Source organism: Pseudomonas sp. GW821-FHT01E05, from assembly GCF_059422425.1.
Genome location: NZ_JBWKWW010000002.1, coordinates 225887 through 243377 on the forward strand (window position 1 = coordinate 225887; position 17491 = coordinate 243377).

General features: G+C 59.8%; 15 protein-coding genes and 2 pseudogenes. 4 read left to right on the forward strand and 13 right to left on the reverse strand.

The window, feature by feature from the left end:
- Positions 1-45: 45 nt before the first annotated feature.
- The 3 genes and pseudogenes from AC07W5_RS04570 to AC07W5_RS04580 form a co-directional block, all read left to right on the forward strand.
- Positions 46-159 (forward strand): annotated as a pseudogene (locus AC07W5_RS04570) (iron ABC transporter substrate-binding protein); the annotation flags it as partial.
- 41 nt (positions 160-200) lie between these two features.
- Positions 201-728 (forward strand): ABC transporter permease, encoded by a 528-nt coding sequence (locus tag AC07W5_RS04575; protein ID WP_495022865.1) that lies wholly within the window; start codon positions 201-203, stop codon positions 726-728.
- Between the two features lie 161 nt (positions 729-889).
- Positions 890-1264, forward strand: a pseudogene (locus tag AC07W5_RS04580) (transposase); the annotation flags it as partial.
- A 41-nt stretch (positions 1265-1305) separates the two neighbouring features.
- Here AC07W5_RS04580 and AC07W5_RS04585 read toward each other — a convergent pair.
- The 12 genes from AC07W5_RS04585 to AC07W5_RS04640 all read right to left on the reverse strand — a co-directional run bounded on the left by AC07W5_RS04585 (position 1306) and on the right by AC07W5_RS04640 (position 15622).
- Entirely contained in the window at positions 1306-3240 is a 1935-nt protein-coding gene (locus AC07W5_RS04585) for a methyl-accepting chemotaxis protein (RefSeq protein ID WP_494993441.1), read from the reverse strand.
- Between the two features lie 138 nt (positions 3241-3378).
- Positions 3379-4671: an adenylosuccinate synthase gene (locus tag AC07W5_RS04590; RefSeq protein ID WP_495022866.1), complete on the reverse strand. Its 1293-nt coding sequence runs from the start codon at positions 4669-4671 to the stop codon at positions 3379-3381.
- A 54-nt stretch (positions 4672-4725) separates the two neighbouring features.
- Entirely contained in the window at positions 4726-5913 is a 1188-nt protein-coding gene (locus AC07W5_RS04595; RefSeq protein WP_494993439.1) for an ATP phosphoribosyltransferase regulatory subunit, read from the reverse strand.
- 275 nt (positions 5914-6188) lie between these two features.
- Positions 6189-7058 carry a protease modulator HflC gene (hflC, locus tag AC07W5_RS04600; RefSeq protein ID WP_494993438.1) on the reverse strand — a complete coding sequence of 290 codons (870 nt, stop codon included), beginning with the start codon at positions 7056-7058 and terminating at the stop codon, positions 6189-6191.
- Complete coding sequence (gene hflK / locus AC07W5_RS04605) at positions 7058-8230, reverse strand: FtsH protease activity modulator HflK (RefSeq protein WP_494993437.1); 1173 nt, start codon at positions 8228-8230, stop codon at positions 7058-7060. Before hflK ends, hflC begins: the two co-directional genes overlap by 1 nt.
- A gap of 96 nt (positions 8231-8326) precedes the next feature.
- On the reverse strand, positions 8327-9628 hold the full coding sequence (hflX, locus tag AC07W5_RS04610; protein ID WP_494993436.1) for a ribosome rescue GTPase HflX: 1302 nt from the start codon (positions 9626-9628) through the stop codon (positions 8327-8329).
- 12 nt (positions 9629-9640) lie between these two features.
- Positions 9641-9901: an RNA chaperone Hfq gene (hfq, locus tag AC07W5_RS04615; protein WP_419117040.1), complete on the reverse strand. Its 261-nt coding sequence runs from the start codon at positions 9899-9901 to the stop codon at positions 9641-9643.
- 96 nt (positions 9902-9997) lie between these two features.
- Complete coding sequence (gene miaA, locus AC07W5_RS04620) at positions 9998-10969, reverse strand: tRNA (adenosine(37)-N6)-dimethylallyltransferase MiaA (protein ID WP_495011234.1); 972 nt, start codon at positions 10967-10969, stop codon at positions 9998-10000.
- Complete coding sequence (gene mutL, locus AC07W5_RS04625) at positions 10969-12867, reverse strand: DNA mismatch repair endonuclease MutL (protein ID WP_495023001.1); 1899 nt, start codon at positions 12865-12867, stop codon at positions 10969-10971. Before mutL ends, miaA begins: the two co-directional genes overlap by 1 nt.
- Before the next feature lie 8 nt (positions 12868-12875).
- Positions 12876-14303 carry an N-acetylmuramoyl-L-alanine amidase gene (locus tag AC07W5_RS04630; RefSeq protein WP_494993434.1) on the reverse strand — a complete coding sequence of 476 codons (1428 nt, stop codon included), beginning with the start codon at positions 14301-14303 and terminating at the stop codon, positions 12876-12878.
- Positions 14304-14774, reverse strand: a complete 471-nt coding sequence (gene tsaE / locus AC07W5_RS04635; RefSeq protein ID WP_494993433.1) for a tRNA (adenosine(37)-N6)-threonylcarbamoyltransferase complex ATPase subunit type 1 TsaE — start codon at positions 14772-14774, stop codon at positions 14304-14306.
- Positions 14762-15622, reverse strand: coding sequence for an NAD(P)H-hydrate dehydratase (locus tag AC07W5_RS04640; RefSeq protein ID WP_495022867.1), 861 nt, complete (start codon positions 15620-15622; stop codon positions 14762-14764). Before AC07W5_RS04640 ends, tsaE begins: the two co-directional genes overlap by 13 nt.
- Positions 15623-15685: 63 nt before the next feature.
- Between AC07W5_RS04640 and queG the strand changes: the two genes are divergently transcribed.
- Positions 15686-16765 (forward strand): tRNA epoxyqueuosine(34) reductase QueG, encoded by a 1080-nt coding sequence (queG, locus tag AC07W5_RS04645; RefSeq protein ID WP_494993431.1) that lies wholly within the window; start codon positions 15686-15688, stop codon positions 16763-16765.
- Here the strand turns inward: queG and AC07W5_RS04650 are convergent.
- On the reverse strand, positions 16747-17358 hold the full coding sequence (locus AC07W5_RS04650; RefSeq protein ID WP_494993430.1) for a trimeric intracellular cation channel family protein: 612 nt from the start codon (positions 17356-17358) through the stop codon (positions 16747-16749). The two genes, queG and AC07W5_RS04650, sit on opposite strands and share 19 nt — an antisense overlap.
- Between the last annotated feature and the right edge of the window lie 133 nt (positions 17359-17491).

Consider the following 17491-nt stretch of genomic DNA (forward strand, 5'->3'; position numbering starts at 1 on the left):
CTACGCAGCCTGCGCGCCTTCGGTAAGGTCTATGGCAACAACATGTCGGACCGCGGCCTGAAACCCTTCAACCAGCTGCAACCACCAAACGTCACCCCGGCCGACCTTGGCAACGCCGAACAAGCGCCGGATCTGGAACGTGACGTTGGCCTGAACTGATGAGCGCATCGCTAGCCGCCTCCGCAAACCGCAGGGGTTCTATGCCACGGCGCAAACGACCATCAATCTGGCTGCTGTTACCAGTGCTGCTGTTAGTGGTGCCGAGCCTGCTGCCGTTGCTGTATGTCGGACTCAAAGCCTGGCGAGCCGGTTGGGCCCAGGCACTGCATTTACTGTGGCGCCCCTATGTCTTTGGCTTACTGCGCAATACGCTGTGGCTGATGATCGGCGTGATCGGCTTGTCTCTGGCCTGGTTGCTGGAGCGCAGCAACTTGCCTGGGCGCCGCTTGTGGGGCGTGGTGCTCTGCCTGCCGTTTGCCGTACCAGCCTTTGTCAGCAGCTTTACCTGGGTCTCGCTTAGCGCGAACTTCGAAGGTCTGGGCGGGGCGATTCTGGTGATGACCCTGTCCAAATACCGACTGGTGTTCCTGCCGGTGGCAGCGACCCTGCGCAATCTCGACCCATCACTGGAAGAGTCAGCCCGCACCCTGGGCCAAAGCCGCTGGGGGTGCTCTTCAGGATCACCCTACCCTTGCTTTGGCCTTCTTTACTGGCCGGATCACTGCTGATCGCCCTGCACATGCTGGTGGAGTTCGGCGCCCTGTCGATCATCGGCCTGCAAACCTTTACCACAGCGATTTACCAGCAGTTCGAGCTGGAATTCAGCAACGCCAATGCAGCGATGCTGTCTGCGGTATTGCTCGCGCTTTGTCTTGTGCTGTTGTGGCTGGAATTGCGGGTTCGCGGCAAGGATGCCAGTGCGGTGCAGCGATATGCCGGGATCGCCCCGGTCACCGAACGCAGTGGCAAGAAAAAAATCGTCCACTGGCGCTATCAATGCGCAACTTTTTTGCGCCAGACCTTTGTTGAATGGGCTGCCCACAGCATCAATCAATCGGTGTGGGCAGAGGCGTATTATCGCCAGCAAAGGGCCAAAGGCAGCTCTTACCAAGCGGCCCTCAGGGCACTCGCGTTCAAGTGGATCCGGATCGTTTATCGGTGCTGGAAAACCAGCACCGTGTACGACGAAAACGTTTATCTACAGGCCTTGCCTCGGCACGGCTCGCCTTTGATCAGCGAGCCGGACACAGCAAAGCCGTGCTGACGGAAAGGCTCAGGGCGTGATGGCGATGGAACAGGCAACATCTATGCCCTGAACTGCCCCAGACTCGCCTTCAGTTGCGCCGCCAGACCGTCCAGCACCTTGCCGCTGGCGGTTGTCTCCACCACCGCCTGAGCCGCGCGCTCTGCCTGGGCATGGATGGTTTCGACCCGCCCACGTACCGCGTGCGCACCTTTCGCCTGATGAGCCGCCGCCTGGGTAGCCAAACCAATCGCCGCATGGACCTGCTCAACCGAGGACTGCACCGACTGCTGCAAGCGCGCACTGTCACGCAACACCAGCAAGCCTTCGCTGGCCTGACGACCCGCCTGACCAATCGCCGCTACCGCTTCGCGCGCCCCCTGCTGCAAGGCACCAATATGCGCCTGGATGTCGCCGGTTGAGCTTTGAGTCTTACTCGCAAGCGCCCGCACCTCATCGGCCACCACCGCAAAACCGCGCCCGGTTTCGCCGGCGCGCGCCGCTTCAATGGCCGCGTTCAGCGCCAGCAGGTTGGTCTGTTCGGCAATTCCGTGAATCACCGTCAGCACCACTTCAATCTGCTCGCTTTGTTGCGCCAGTCGCTCGATCACTTTGGCGCCGGTATCCACCTGCCCGGCCAATGCCTCGATCAAGCTTCCGACCTGCGCCGATGTACGGGTGTTCTCGTCGGTCGCCTGACGGATATCCACCACCTGCTTCAAAGCCGCCTGCATGGCATGACTCTCGGCCTGGGCCTCATCGGCCATTTGCGACAACGCACGCAGGCTCTCCGCGACTTCGTCCCGCTGCGCCGTTGCTGCCGCATCGGCACCGGCATTGCGCAGGGTCATGGCGCCAATCTCGACACCCGTGCGCTGCGCTACATCGCCTGCCTCGCGGACAATTGGCTGCAACTTATCCACAAAGCGGTTGACCGCCGCAGCCATGTCGCCGATCTCGTCCTTGCTGTTGAGCTGGACGCGCTTGGTCAAATCACCCTCACCGGCTGCCAAATCATTCAGCGCCGCGATCAATAGATGCAACCGGTTGACCACCCGACGTCCCAGCACCACCGCCAGCAACAGCAAGACACCAAACCCGACCAATGCCAGGCCCATGCCGATCCGCCAGCGCAACGTTGCTGCAGCCTCCTGCACGGTGCTGGTGGTGTTGTCCTTCATCTGTGAGGCGGTGGTTTGCGCCGACTGCAAGCGCCCACGCATAGCGGTTGCGCTATCAGCCGCTGCGCCCTTGAGACTATCGCCAACCAATTGATCACTGCTGGCAATCAAGGCCGAGAAGCGTTTATCCAAAGCCGCCAGATCAGTCTCTACCGAAGCCGTGGAGACCCCCATCAATACCTTGCCGATTTCCACGCCATTGGGACTGATCGAGGCTTCGAGATAGTAGACCGAAGAATCGTGCTTCGCCGCATCCAGCACTTTATCCATCGCGCGCTCGCCCTGGCCTTTCTCCAGAAGGGCCTTGTTGATCGGGTTTTCCCGATTCATATAGCGAGTCAGGTGCTGGCCGGTGGCGTCGTCATACACCACGAACAGCACGTTGGGATTGCGCTGGGCACGTCGGGCGAATTCGGAAAGGGTCGGGACATCGTTGTCCCACATCGCGCGCGGAGCCACAGAAGCAAGAAGCTGGGCCATATCATTGGCCGAGTCCTTCAGATCCTTTTCCAGTGCAGCACGCAGTTGCGACTGCTCATCCTTCAGTCGCGAGGACAGACCCGCGGTCAGGCGCTGACGGGTACTGGTGGAGAGACTGTCGAGGCTCGACGTGACTTCACGCCCCGCCTGCTCGAGCTCGCCAGACAGTTTCTGGCTATCGACACCCAGTCGGGTACCGAGATCAGCTTCCAATGCGGTCACCGTACTCCGAGTCAGAGCAACAGCCACCAGCACCTGCACCAAAAGGGCGATACCAAGGGTAACGAACACAGGCCGCAGTAAACGGCTTTGTAACAGTGAGAGAACGGCCGACACAGGAAATCCCTCTACGTTGACGCCATTAAATTGATGGCACCCTGGAAAGGATAATCACAGCAAAGGTCGTGCCGTCCAACAGACAGAAACGACAAAGGACCCTATAAAGGGTCCTTTGCGTTTTACATCAACGACTTATTAAGCAAACGGATGACGCAGAACGATGGTCTCGTTGCGGTCCGGCCCCGTCGAAATAATGTCGATCGGCGCGCCAACCAACTCTTCGACGCGCTTGATGTAAGCACGAGCAGCCGCTGGCAGCTCTTCCAGGGTCTTGGCACCCAGGGTCGACTCGGTCCAGCCCGGCATTTGTTCGTACACTGGCTCCAGGCCGATGTAGCTGTCGGCGTCGGTCGGTGCGTCGATCACTGCACCATCCTGGTTCTTGTAGCCCACGCAGATATTGATGGTCTCAAGACCGTCGAGCACGTCGAGCTTGGTCAGGCACAGGCCGGAGATGCTGTTTACGTCGATGGCGCGACGCAGGATCACGGCATCGAACCAGCCGCAACGACGAGCACGGCCGGTGGTAGCGCCGAACTCGTGGCCACGCTTGGCCAGGAACGCACCAACGTCATCGAACAGCTCGGTCGGGAATGGACCCGAACCCACGCGAGTGGTGTAAGCCTTGGTGATGCCCAGAATGTAATCCAGGTACATCGGACCAAAACCCGAACCGGTAGCGATGCCGCCGGCCGTGGTGTTGGAACTGGTGACGTACGGGTAGGTACCATGGTCGATGTCCAGCAGCGAGCCCTGGGCACCTTCGAACATGATGTCCTTGCCGGCGCGACGCAGGTCGTGCAGCTCGGCAGTCACGTCCAGCATCATCGGCTTGAGCAGCTCGGCGTATTCCATGCACTCGTCGAGTGTCTTCTGGAAGTCGATCGCCGGCTCTTTGTAGTAATTGACCAGCACGAAGTTGTGGTAATCCAGCAACTCACCCAGCTTCGCGGCGAAACGCTCGCGATGGAACAGGTCACCGATACGCAGGCCGCGACGTGCAACCTTGTCTTCATAAGCCGGGCCGATACCGCGACCGGTAGTACCGATCTTGAGCTCGCCACGGGCTTTTTCACGGGCCTGGTCCAGCGCCACGTGGTAGGACAGGATCAGCGGGCAGGACGGGCTGATACGCAGGCGCTCGCGCACCGGTACGCCTTTCTCTTCCAGCTTGACGATTTCACGCAGCAAGGCGTCAGGTGCAACCACCACGCCGTTACCGATCAGGCACTGCACGCCTTCGCGCAGTACGCCCGAGGGGATCAGGTGCAAGACGGTTTTCTCGCCGTCGATCACCAGCGTGTGACCGGCGTTGTGGCCACCCTGATAGCGCACTACGGCGGCAGCATGTTCGGTCAGCAGATCAACGATCTTGCCTTTGCCCTCATCACCCCATTGGGTGCCCAGGACTACGACATTCTTACCCATAACACTTGTCCTCATTCGCGCAAACTTGGTGCCGGCAGCGGCCGGCAGGAAAACTCAAGAGGCCAGCGGCAATACTTGCCAAAGCCCGTTCTGCAGAATCAATTGCCGGTCGCAGTCCGCTTCACGGGCGGCGGCCAAAGGTTGCCCAGGCAACGCCTGAACAACACGCTGACCCTCACTGCGCAACTGGCAAACCTGCTGCCAGAGTGCCGCGTCCGTACTGTCAGGCATCCAGATACCGCCAGACGGTAGCTCGACTTCAGCACGCCCCAGGGTCACCAGGGTTTTCAAATCGGTAGAGAAGCCAGTCGCCGGACGGGCACGACCGAAGTCGGCGCCAATATCGTCATAACGACCGCCCTGAGCGATGGACTGGCCAACACCCGGTACGAATACTGCGAACACCACACCGGTGTGGTAGTGATAACCGCGCAACTCACCCAGGTCGAAGTAAAGCGGCAACTCCGGGAAACGCGCGGACAAACGCTCGGCAATCGCCAGCAAGTCATCCAGCGCAGCCAGAACAGGAGCCGGCGCATTGGCCAGACGCTCACGGGCAGCCGCCAATACTTCACGGCCGCCACACAAATCGACCAACGCCCGCAGCATGCCCGACAGATCGGCAGGCAGGCCTTCGGTCAAGGTAATGACCTCATCGATCGCCTTGCGCTGCAAAGCGTCGAACAACTGCTGCTCCACTTCACCGGACAAACCGGCGGCACGGGCCAGACCACGATAGATACCCACATGGCCAAGATCCATGTGCACATCCGGCACATCGGCCAGTTGCAGCATCGCCAGCATCAAGCTGATGACTTCAACGTCGCTGCTCGGACTCGCATCGCCGTACAACTCGGCGCCCAGTTGAATCGGGCTGCGCGAGGACGACAAGGCACGCGGCTGCGCATGCAGAACACTACCGGCATAGCATAGGCGGCTCGGACCTTCGCGACGCAAGGTATGCGCGTCGATACGCGCCACTTGCGGGGTGATGTCGGCGCGAAAGCCCATCTGTCGGCCCGACTGCGGGTCGATCACCTTGAAGGTCCGCAGATCGAGATCCTGGCCTGCTCCAGTCAGCAGGGATTCCAGATATTCGATGTGCGGGGTGACGACGAACTCATAGCCCCAGCTCTGGAACAGATCCAACACCTGACGACGCGCTACTTCAATACGCGCCGCTTCCGGCGGAAGTACTTCTTCGATGCCATCTGGCAGCAGCCAGCGGTCTACCGTTGCCATTACGCCATTCCCCTGTGATCCGGGCGGCACGCTTCTGGGCGAGCCTTGAGTAAAGCAGAAAGTATTGCATCCGACGCAAACCCAGTCGGACAACAGCCTGAACCCAGGCTACACAGCACTTTCCTCGAAAAATCTTGCCAAGTTCTCAAGCGAACTTCAGCCAATCAAACGTGCAGACGCAAAAAAGCCGGGAATTTCCCGGCTGCCGCATCATACACTCGTTTTCCCAAAGGATCACCCCGCCAAGCGCATTAGCCGCTCGGCGGGGCGCCCCATCAAGGCTTGGCTTTTTCCAGAAAACGGAAGAAGTCGCTGTTTGGGTCCAGAACCATGACGTCGGATTTGTTCGTGAAGCTTTCACGGTAGGCACGCAGGCTACGGTAGAACGCGTAGAACTCCTGATCCTGACCATAGGCCTTGGCGTAAATCGAAGCGGCCTGGGCATCGCCATCACCGCGAGCCTCTTCCGACTCACGATAAGCCTCGGCCAGCAACACGCGACGCTGACGATCGGCGTCGGCACGAATGCCTTCTGCCAGCTCGTTACCTTTGGCGCGATGCTCGCGAGCTTCACGCTCACGCTCGGTGCTCATACGCTCGAACACGCTGCGGTTCACTTCCTTCGGCAGATCGATGGCCTTGACCCGAACATCGATAACTTCGATGCCCAGCTCTTTTTCCGCCATTTTATTGAGCGAAGCAGTGATGTCCGCCATCAGCGCATCGCGCTCACCGGAAACCACTTCATGCAGGGTGCGTTTACCGAACTGGTCACGCAGGCCCGACTCCAGACGACGCGAGAGTCGCTCATCAGCAATCTGCTTGAGGCCGGATGTCGCGGTGTAGAAGCGCTCGGCATCTTTCACGCGCCACTTGGCGTAGGCATCGACCATGACGGCTTTCTTTTCCAGCGTCAGGAAGCGCTGCGTCGGTGCATCAAGCGTCATCAAGCGCGCGTCGAACTTGCGCACCTGGTTGACGTAAGGCACTTTCACATGCAGGCCCGGCTGAACATCAGTCTGAACCACGCGACCGAACTGCAGCAGCACCGCACGCTCTGTCTGAGCCACGATGTAGAAGCAGTTCCAGGCAGCGATAGCCACGATGACGCCGACAATAAGGGCGATCAGCGATTTATTGCTCATCAGCGACTCTCCCTGGTACGCGTTTGCTGTTGCTGCGAATCCGCTGCGCTGCGCGGGCTCACATCGCTGTTGCCAGCTGCTGCCGCGCCCACTGCCGGTGCAGTGCCGCTACGACCGCTTTCGATCATCTTGTCCAGCGGCAGATAAAGCAGGTTGCTCTGCCCGTTCTTGTTACCGGTCACAAGCACCTTGCTGGTGTTGCTGAAGACTTCCTGCATGGTGTCCAGGTACAGACGCTGACGGGTGACCTCAGGGGCCTTGCGGTACTCGGCCACCAGTTTGGTGAAGCGATCGGCCTCACCCTTGGCGCGAGAGACGGTCTCGTCGCGGTAACCATTGGCATCCTCGAGGATCCGCTGGGCCTGGCCACGAGCTTCCGGCACCACGCCGTTGGCGTAGGTCTCAGCCTGGTTGCGCGAACGCTGCTCATCTTCACGAGCGCGGATCACGTCATCGAAGGCTTCCTGGACTTCACGGGGAGCGGCAGCGCTCTGAACGTTGACCTGAGTGACGGTGATACCGGTGCGATAGGTATCGAGGAAGCGTTGCAGACGCTCCTTGATTTCGCTGGCCATCAACTCACGCCCCTCGGTCAGCACCTGGTCCATCGCGGTGGAACCCACCACATGGCGCAGGGCACTCTCGGTCGCGTGTTGCAGGCTGATTTCCGGCTGATCGACGTTCAGCACGAAGTCCTGCAGGTTGCTGATCTTGTACTGCACGGTCAGCGGCACTTCGACGATGTTTTCGTCTTCAGTCAGCATTTGACCCTGCTTGGTATAGGCACGCTCACGCGTGACGTTTTCCATGTACTTGCGATCGATCGGCGGGAAGTAAATGTTCAGACCCGGGCCGACGGTTTCATAGTACTTGCCGAAGCGCAGCACCACGGCCTGCTCCTGCTCGTCTACGACATAAACCGCGCTGTACAGCCAGATGGCCGCCAGCACGACAAGGCCGATACCAAGCAAGCCGTAACCTCCGCCCTTGCTTGAACCACCGCCATCGTCACCACGTTTCTTGCTACCACCGAACAACCCATTCAGGCTTTCCTGTAGCTTACGGAAGGCCTCGTCGAGATCTGGCGGCCCCTTGCGGTCGCCATTATTTCGGCGCTTACCACCCCAAGGATCCTGATTATTCGAGTTGCCACCCGGCTCATTCCAAGCCATAGCGCTCTCCATCTGATAAAGCAAAGACGCGCCCGCGGCGCGCCGACCAATGCTACAGAATGCCTGCTACAGCGGCACAACCGCTTTTTCAGGCTTTTATTGCAAAGTGTGTTGCTCGATGAACTCCAGCGGTTGCATTCCTTCGCGACTCACCAGTCGATTCAACTCGACCCGTGGCAAGCGAACAGCCAGTAAACTGATGCCTTCTTCATCGTGTTCTTCTTTCTGTACTGCGCCTAAAGCGAAGAACTGAGCACGCAGTCGAGCAAAACGCTGGGGCAAGCGCAAGGTGCCGACGAACAAATCGTTGCCGAGCAATTCTGCGACAGCCTGCTTGAGCAGATCCAATCCCTGACCGTCCCGGGCCGACAACCAGACCCGCTGCGGCTTGCCGTCGGCATCGCGCTGGATCTGCGGCTCCACACCCTCAAGCAAATCGAGTTTGTTATAGACCTCCAGGATCGGCAAGTCTTGAGCACCGATCTCGCCGAGCACCACCATGACCTGCTCAATCTGAGCCATACGCTCGGGCTCATGGGCGTCGATCACGTGCAACAACAGGTCGGAGTTGCTCGACTCCTCCAGCGTAGCCCGAAACGCCTCGACCAGCTTATGCGGCAAATGGCGGATAAAACCCACGGTATCGGCCAGCACGATGGGACCGAGGTCTTCGAGCTCGAGGCGGCGCAGGGTCGGGTCGAGAGTGGCGAATAGCTGGTTGGCCGCGAAGACATCGGAGTCCGTCACCGAGTTGAACAGCGTCGATTTGCCGGCGTTGGTATAACCCACCAGTGAAACCGTCGGAATGTCAGCACGCTTGCGGCCACGACGCGATTGCTCACGCTGGCTGCGGACCTTTTCCAGGCGCCCCTTGATCTGCCGCAGGCGAATCCGCAGAAGACGCCGGTCTGTCTCGAGCTGGGTTTCACCCGGGCCACGCAGACCGATACCGCCTTTCTGCCGTTCAAGGTGAGTCCAGCCACGAACCAGCCGCGTACTCATGTACTCAAGCTGGGCCAGCTCTACCTGGAGCTTGCCTTCATGGGTGCGTGCGCGTTGGGCGAAGATATCGAGAATCAGACCCGTGCGGTCAATCACGCGACACTCGAAAACACGTTCGAGGTTACGTTCCTGACTGGGTGTGAGGATGTGATTGAAAATCACCAGATCTACCTGTTCGGCTTTGACCAGGTCGCGTAACTCTTCGACCTTGCCGCTGCCAATCAGGTATTTGGCGGTTGGCCGATTACGCGGCACGTTAAAAAACGCGACGGTCTCGGCGCCGGCCGATATTGCCAACTCCTGAAACTCCTGCGGATCTTCGCGCGCCTCAGGGTCCTGACCATCCAAGTGAACGAGAATTGCCCGCTCACCACCACCGTGGCGCTCAAAGAACAAAGGAGACTCCTATCAGGCGTTACCTGGCTCAGCGTCACCCTGTTCGGTTTCGGTTGCGCTAGGCAAGCGAATTGGACGAACCGGAACCACTGTCGAGATAGCGTGTTTGTAAACCATCTGGCTGACGGTATTTTTCAGCAAAATCACGAACTGGTCGAAGGACTCGATCTGACCTTGCAGTTTGATCCCGTTGACCAGATAAATGGAAACCCCAACTTTCTCTTTACGTAAAGTATTCAAGTAAGGGTCTTGTAGCGAATGCCCTTTTGACATGTGCCGCACTCCTTTAAGGATCAATAATAAAAAAATTAGAAAACAGATGGCTTTTGGCCGCCACTCCCCCAAAGGATAGACGGCAATTGCAAGGACTCAGCTCAATATGGAGACCGTTCCCAAGTATTTCAAGGCGCGCGGCAGATTGTCGCAATCCAGACTGTCCAGCCAATGCAGGTCAGCCCAGCTGCGTAGCCAGGTGAACTGGCGCTTCGCCAATTGGCGCGTGGCAATGATGCCGCGCTCCTGCATCTCGGCTGACGTCAGCTTGCCATCCAGGTGATCCCAGACTTGTCGATAGCCTACAGCACGTATAGACGGCAACCCGGCATGCAGGTCACTTCTTGAACGCAGAGCTACGACCTCGTCAATGAATCCCTGTTCCAACATTTGTGTAAATCTTTGTGCAATACGCTCGTGCAGTACCTGACGGTTCGCCGGAGCGATGGCCAAGTTTGCGACAGTATAGGGCAATTGTCCGCGTCCCGAAGCGGCTGCTTCAGTACTTTGCGCAGATTGTCGCTGCCGATGGGCCGTCATGCTCAGGCCGCTGACTCGATAAACCTCCAGCGCCCGACTCAGTCGTTGCGGATCATTGGGATGGATTCTCGCCGCAGATTCCGGGTCGATCACCGCCAGTTGGTCGTGCAGGGCTTGCCAGCCAAGGCGTGCAGCCTCCTCCTCGATTTCTGCGCGCACGTGCGGATCGGCCGCCGGCATATCCGCCAGACCTTCGAGCAAAGCCTTGTAATAGAGCATTGTCCCGCCCACCAACAGCGGAATGTTGCCGCGTGCGGTGATGTCCGCCATCGCGGCCAGGGCGTCGGTACGGAAATCAGCCGCTGAATAGCTCTGCGCCGGGTCGAGAATATCGATCAACCGATGGGGAAACTCGGCCAACAGCTCTTTCGAAGGCTTGGCGGTGCCGATGTCCATGCCGCGGTAGACCAGCGCCGAATCGACGCTGATCAACTCGCAGGGCAATACTTTGCTCAACTCGATGGCCAGATCGGTCTTGCCCGCAGCAGTCGGGCCCATCAGAAATATGGCTGGAGGGAGCTGGCTCATCAACGACCGCGCAAGAACAGTTTGTCCAGATCGTCCAGGCCCAATTGGGTCCAGGTCGGTCGGCCATGGTTACATTGACCGCTGCGTTCGGTGTTTTCCATGTCGCGCAGCAGACCGTTCATTTCCGGCAAGGCCAGGCGTCGATTGGCGCGAATCGCGCCGTGGCAGGCCATGGTCCCGAGCAATTCATTGAGATGCGCCTGAATCCGGTCACTGGTGCCGTATTCCATCAGGTCTGCCAGGACGTCATGAACCAGACGGTTGGCTTCGGCCTGCTTGAGCAGTGCCGGGATTTGCCGGATTGCCAGGGTTTCCGGGCCCAGACGCTGTAATTCGAAGCCCAGACGCTGGAACCAGTTGCCATGTTCTTCAGCGCAATCGGCTTCGCGCTGGCTGACCGCAATCGACTCAGGCACCAGCAATGGCTGGCCGCTCAGGCCTTCGCTGGCCATCGCGACTTTCAGCCGCTCGTACATGATCCGCTCATGGGCCGCGTGCATGTCCACCAGCACCAGGCCCTGGGCGTTTTCCGAGAGGATATAGATGCCTTTAAGCTGCGCCAGCGCATACCCCAAAGGCGGGATATCACCCTGGCCGTCCGGCAGCGACACTGCCCCGTTTTCCGGCAAGGGCGCAAAAAACTCGCGATAAGCGCTCTGGGCTTCGGCGGCCGGCAACGCCGATTGAGGCCGCGGCGTGTATTGGTATTGATAACCCGCCCCGGCGCCTGAGCCCGGCGCATTGAATGTCGGTTGAGGCCGGGGTTGTTCCAGCAACAGATTGGCCGCCAGACTCATTTCGCCCTGCGGTCCGAACTCGCCGGCCTCGATTCCGCTTGGCCGGACAATGCCGGCGGCAGCGGCTGGGGCGGCCAGATGATCCTCCGGACGCACGTCGCCCAAGGCGCGGTGCAAGGTGCCATACAGGAAGTCATGCACCATGCGCCCGTCACGGAAACGCACTTCGTGCTTGGTCGGGTGCACGTTGACGTCCACTACCGCCGGGTCGACTTCAAAAAACAGCACAAAGGTCGGGTGCCGACCGTTGAACAGCACATCCCGGTAAGCCTGACGCACCGCATGGGCCACAAGCTTGTCGCGCACGGCGCGGCCATTGACGTAGAAATACTGCAAATCCGCCTGGCTTCGGGAGAACGTCGGCAACCCGACCCAACCCCACAGGCGCAGACCGTTGCGTTCGACCTCGATAGGCAGCGCCTGCTCGAGGAATCCGGCACCGCAAACCGCTGCCACACGCCGGGCGCGAGCCGCGTCGTCATGAGCTTCGTGCAGACTGAGGATGCTCTTGCCGTTATGGCGCAAATGGAACGCCACGTCGAAACGCGCCAGCGCCAGACGCTTGATCACTTCTTGCAGGTGATCGAACTCGGTTTTTTCGGCCTTGAGGAATTTACGCCGCGCCGGGGTGTTGAAAAACAGATCGCGCACTTCCACCGAAGTACCCACTGGATGGGCCGCCGGCTGGACGCGGGGCGCCATGTCACGGCCTTCGGTCTCGACTTGCCAGGCCTGGTCGGCATCGCGGGTACGGGAGGTCAGGGTCAGGCGCGCTACCGAACTGATGGACGCCAGCGCTTCACCACGGAACCCCAGGCTCATCACGCGCTCGAGATCCTCCAGGTCGCGGATCTTGCTGGTGGCATGTCGCGCCAGGGCCAACGGCAGGTCATCCGAAGAGATGCCACTGCCATCGTCACGCACGCGCAACAGTTTGACCCCGGCTTGCTCGACATCGACATCGATACGTTTGGCACCGGAGTCCAGGCTGTTTTCCAGCAATTCCTTGATCACTGACGCCGGGCGCTCGACGACCTCGCCAGCGGCGATCTGGTTCGCCAACCGCGGGCTGAGCAGCTCAATACGCGCGCGATTGCTCAGCATCTCACTCATTCCTTGGCCGCCAGTTCAGTACCCGGAATGGTCAGGGTCTGACCGACTTTCAGTTCATCGCTCTGCAGATTGTTGACGCTGCGCAGGGTGGCGGCCGAAACCTGATAGCGCACGGCAATCATCGCTAGCGTTTCACCCGGACTCACCCGGTGATCACGTGGCCCTTGGGCAATTTTTCCAGAATCACGCAGCCAGGCGATGTAGGTGCCAGGTGGCGGATTCTGCTGGAAGAACTGGCGAACACCGCTGCTGATAGAGCGGGCCAGCGCTTGCTGATGGTTGGACGCTGCCAGTTTCGACGCTTCGTTGGCGTTTGAAATAAATCCGGTTTCTACCAGGATCGACGGGATATCCGGAGATTTGAGCACCATGAACCCGGCCTGCTCGACGCGCTGCTTGTGCAACGGCGTGACCCGGCCAATGTTGCTCAGGACCTTCTGGCCGACGTTCAGGCTTGAGGTCAGCGAGGCGGTCATTGACAGGTCGAGCAACACACCGGCCAACATCCGGTCCTTGTCATCGAGACTGACATTACCGGCACCGCCGATCAGGTCGGAGCGGTTTTCACTGTCGGCCAGCCAACGAGCGGTCTCGGAGGTGGCGCCGCGCTCGGACAAGGCAAACACCGAAGCACCGAAGGCGGCGGCTGACGGCGCCGCATCGGCATGGATCGAAACGAACAGATCTGCGCCCTTCTTGCGGGCAATCTCGGTACGTCCGCGCAACGGAATGAAATAGTCACCGGTACGGGTCAGCTCGGCACGGAAGCCTTTCATGCCGCTGACCTGACGCTGCAACTCCCTGGCGATCGCCAGCACCACGTCTTTTTCCTTCTGACCACGGGAGCCGGAAGCACCCGGATCCTCACCACCGTGACCGGCATCGATCACCACAATGATGTCGCGCTTGCCGGCCGGCGCAGGTGGAAGCTTGATGGACGGCTCGACCGGGGTCACTGGCACCGCAGGCACGGTGGCAACATTGGTCGGCGGCGGGGTCGGTGCAGCATCAGCAGCGTTGTCGAACAGATCGACCACCAGCCGGTTACCATACTGCGCATTGGGCGCCAGGATGAAACTTTTCGGCGTGACGGCTTTTTTCAGGTCGATGACCACCCGCAGGTCGGTCGGCGTACGCTGGGCCGAGCGCATGGAGGTTATCGGGGTGTTGGCGGTGGAGACATTCAGCGGGCCGCCAAGCGTCGCGCCATTGATGTCGATCACCAGGCGATCTGGCGCCGTCAGGGTAAAAACGCTGTGCTGGACCGGACCGGACAGGTCAAACACCAGTCGGGTGTTATCCGGTGCGCGCCACAGGCGTACGCTACGGACCTGTGTGGCAGCCACAGCGTCGACGGCCAGTGCCGTAAGCAATAGTCCTACGACAGCAACCAACGCGCGAAAGCGCATACCTAACCCCATCATTTATTTGAATTCCAATGCCAAAGCGGCACACCACAACTCGCCACGCGAGCCTTGGGGCAACAAACTCAGCGAACGTCCGCTGTTATGCGGGCTAATGGTAATGGTCAGGTCGGGCTTTGGCAAAAAGCCTGCACCACGCTGGGGCCATTCGATCAGACACAGTGCATCGCCTTCGAAGTAATCACGGATGCCGAGAAATTCCAGCTCCTCCGGATCGACCAGTCGATAAAGGTCGAAATGGAAAGCCCGAACCTCGCCGATCTCATAGGGTTCAACCAGGGTAAAGGTCGGACTCTTGACCGCCCCCATATGCCCCAGGCCACGGATGATGCCCCGCGACAGGGTGGTTTTCCCCGCCCCCAGATCACCGTCCAGGAAGATCACCCCAAGTCCTTGGGTGACTTGAGCGATACACGCCCCCAACTTGATCATGGCTTCTTCATCGGCCAGATACAGCGTTACTTCAGACACGGTGATTGCTCCTCCAGCAACTGACGAATGGCTGGAATCAAATCACTGGCCGCCAGCCCCCGGCCCAATTTGCCTTGACGCTCGCCAGCGCTGGCGTGCAGCCAGACCGCCAGACAGGCTGCATCGTAAGCCTCCATGCCCTGAGCCAGCAGCGCGCCGACCAATCCGGCCAGCACATCCCCCAGACCCGCCGTCGCCATTGCCGGATGACCACGATCACACAGCGCCAGGCGACCGTCCGGGCTGGCAATAAGACTGCCGGCACCTTTGAGAATGACCACCACCGAGTATTTCTTGCTCAATTGGCGCGCAACAGTAAGACGATCTGCCTGAACGGCCGCTGTCGAAAGCCCCAACAGACGCGCCGCTTCGCCCGGATGCGGAGTTATCACACAGCCCCTTGGCAATTCCAGCCCACCCTTGGCCAGCAGGTTCAGTGCATCGGCATCCCAGACTTGCGGCAATGGCGCATTGGCCGCCGCCGACAACAGACTCCGCCCCCAGGCAGCCTGCCCCAAACCCGGACCAACCACCAATACCGATGCCCGCTCAAGCAGCCCCATCAGTTGGTTGGCAGAATGTGTAGCCACCGTCATGACTTCCGGTAGCCGCGCCAGGGCTGCCGGCACGTGCTCGCTGCGGGTCGCCACTGAAACCAGGCCCGCGCCACTGCGCAGGGCACTTTCAGCACTTAATAAGATGGCACCGCCAAGACCCCGGTCGCCGCCGATCAACAATACATGGCCGAACTGACCTTTATGGGCGCTCGGCGAGCGCGCAGAAAGCTGCGGCAAGTTGCCAGGCCCGAGGTGCTGAACGTCGGGTAAATCGTGTTTTGTCTGCGGCATGCGTCTTCGGGCTCCGATGTCTGGCAGAATTATACGCACCTCAGCCCCGGTTTCTCTCGTCTCATGCCTGCTATTACTGTCGACCTTCCCGCCCTCGCCCAATCAATCAAGGATTGGGGTCGCGAGTTGGGCTTTCAACAAGTTGGCATCAGCGGCCTGGACCTGGCCGAGCATGAGCAGCACCTGCAGCGCTGGCTCGACGCCGGGTATCACGGCGAAATGGACTACATGGGCGCCCATGGCAGCAAACGCTCCCATCCCGAGGAGTTGGTGCCGGGTACGCTGCGGGTGGTTTCGTTGCGCATGGACTACCTGCCGGGTGATACCCATATGGCTCAGCGGCTGGCTCAGCCGGAAAAAGCCTATGTCTCGCGTTATGCCTTGGGTCGCGATTACCACAAGCTGATCCGCAAACGCGTGCAGCAGTTGGCAGAGCGCATCCAGAAGGTCATCGGCCCGTTCGGCTATCGCGCCTTCGTCGACAGCGCTCCGGTGCTGGAAAAAGCCATCGCCGAACAGGCGGGGCTCGGCTGGATCGGTAAAAACACCCTGGTGCTCAACCGCAAGGCCGGCAGCTATTTCTTTCTCAGCGAGCTGTTTGTCGACTTGCCGCTACCAGTAGACCCACCCCACGCCACGGAGCACTGTGGTCGCTGCACTGCTTGCCTGGACATATGCCCGACCAATGCCTTCGTCGGTCCATATGTACTGGACGCTCGACGCTGCATCTCCTACCTGACCATCGAACTGAAATCCGCTATCCCCGAGGATTTGCGACCATTGATCGGCAATCGGGTGTTTGGCTGTGATGACTGCCAGATCGTTTGCCCGTGGAACCGCTTCGCCCGCCCTTCGGGAGAAGGCGACTTCAAGCCCCGGCACAATCTGGACAATGCCCAGTTGGCCGAGTTGTTTATGTGGGATGAAGACAAGTTCCTCAGCAGCACTGAAGGCTCACCGTTGCGGCGAGCCGGTTATGAGCGCTGGCTGCGCAATCTGGCAGTGGGGCTTGGAAATGCACCTTCAAGCATTCCGGTGCTGGAAGCGTTGAAGGCGCGGCGCGATTACCCCTCAGAACTGGTGCGCGAGCATGTGGAGTGGGCGCTCAAGCAGCACGCCAACCGTCAGTGCTCGTCGTTGTAGACGAACTTCGGCATTTCCCAGTGAAAGCGGATCGCCAACAAGCGCAACAAGAATCCGCCGAACAAGGTAATCAGAATCGCCTGCTCAGCCGGCAATTGCAGGTAGACGCAGAACAGATAGCACCATGCAGCAGCGAACGAGACGCTGGCATAGAGTTCGCGGCGGAAGATCAATGGAATGTCGTTGCAGAAGATGTCCCGCAAAATGCCGCCGAACACCCCGGTGATCACCCCGCTGACCGAGGCCACCAGCATACCGTGGCCCATTTCCAGGGCGATCATGCAGCCGATCAGGGTGAAAGCCACCAAACCTGCGGCGTCGAGCACCAGGAACAGTGAGCGCAGGTGGCGCATCCACTGCGCGATAAAGATCGTCACCAGCGCCGCGATCGAGGTCAGTACCAGGTATTCAGGGTGTTTGACCCAGGTCAGAGGGTAATGACCCAGCAGTACGTCGCGCACCGAACCACCACCGAGCGCCGTCACGCAGGCGATCAGCACCACACCGAACCAATCCATGCCGCGACGACCGGCAGACAAGGCTCCCGTCATGGCTTCGGTGGTAATGGCAATCAGGTAAAGCATCAGCAACATGGTGGCGATCCGAGCAGGAGGGCGCGCAGTCTAACCAGTTGGCGTGAGCACCAAAAGAGGGCGCAAGCGTATTCATTCGGATAGCCCGCGTCGCCTTCATCGCGGGCAAGCCTCGCTCCTACAAGATTGGCGT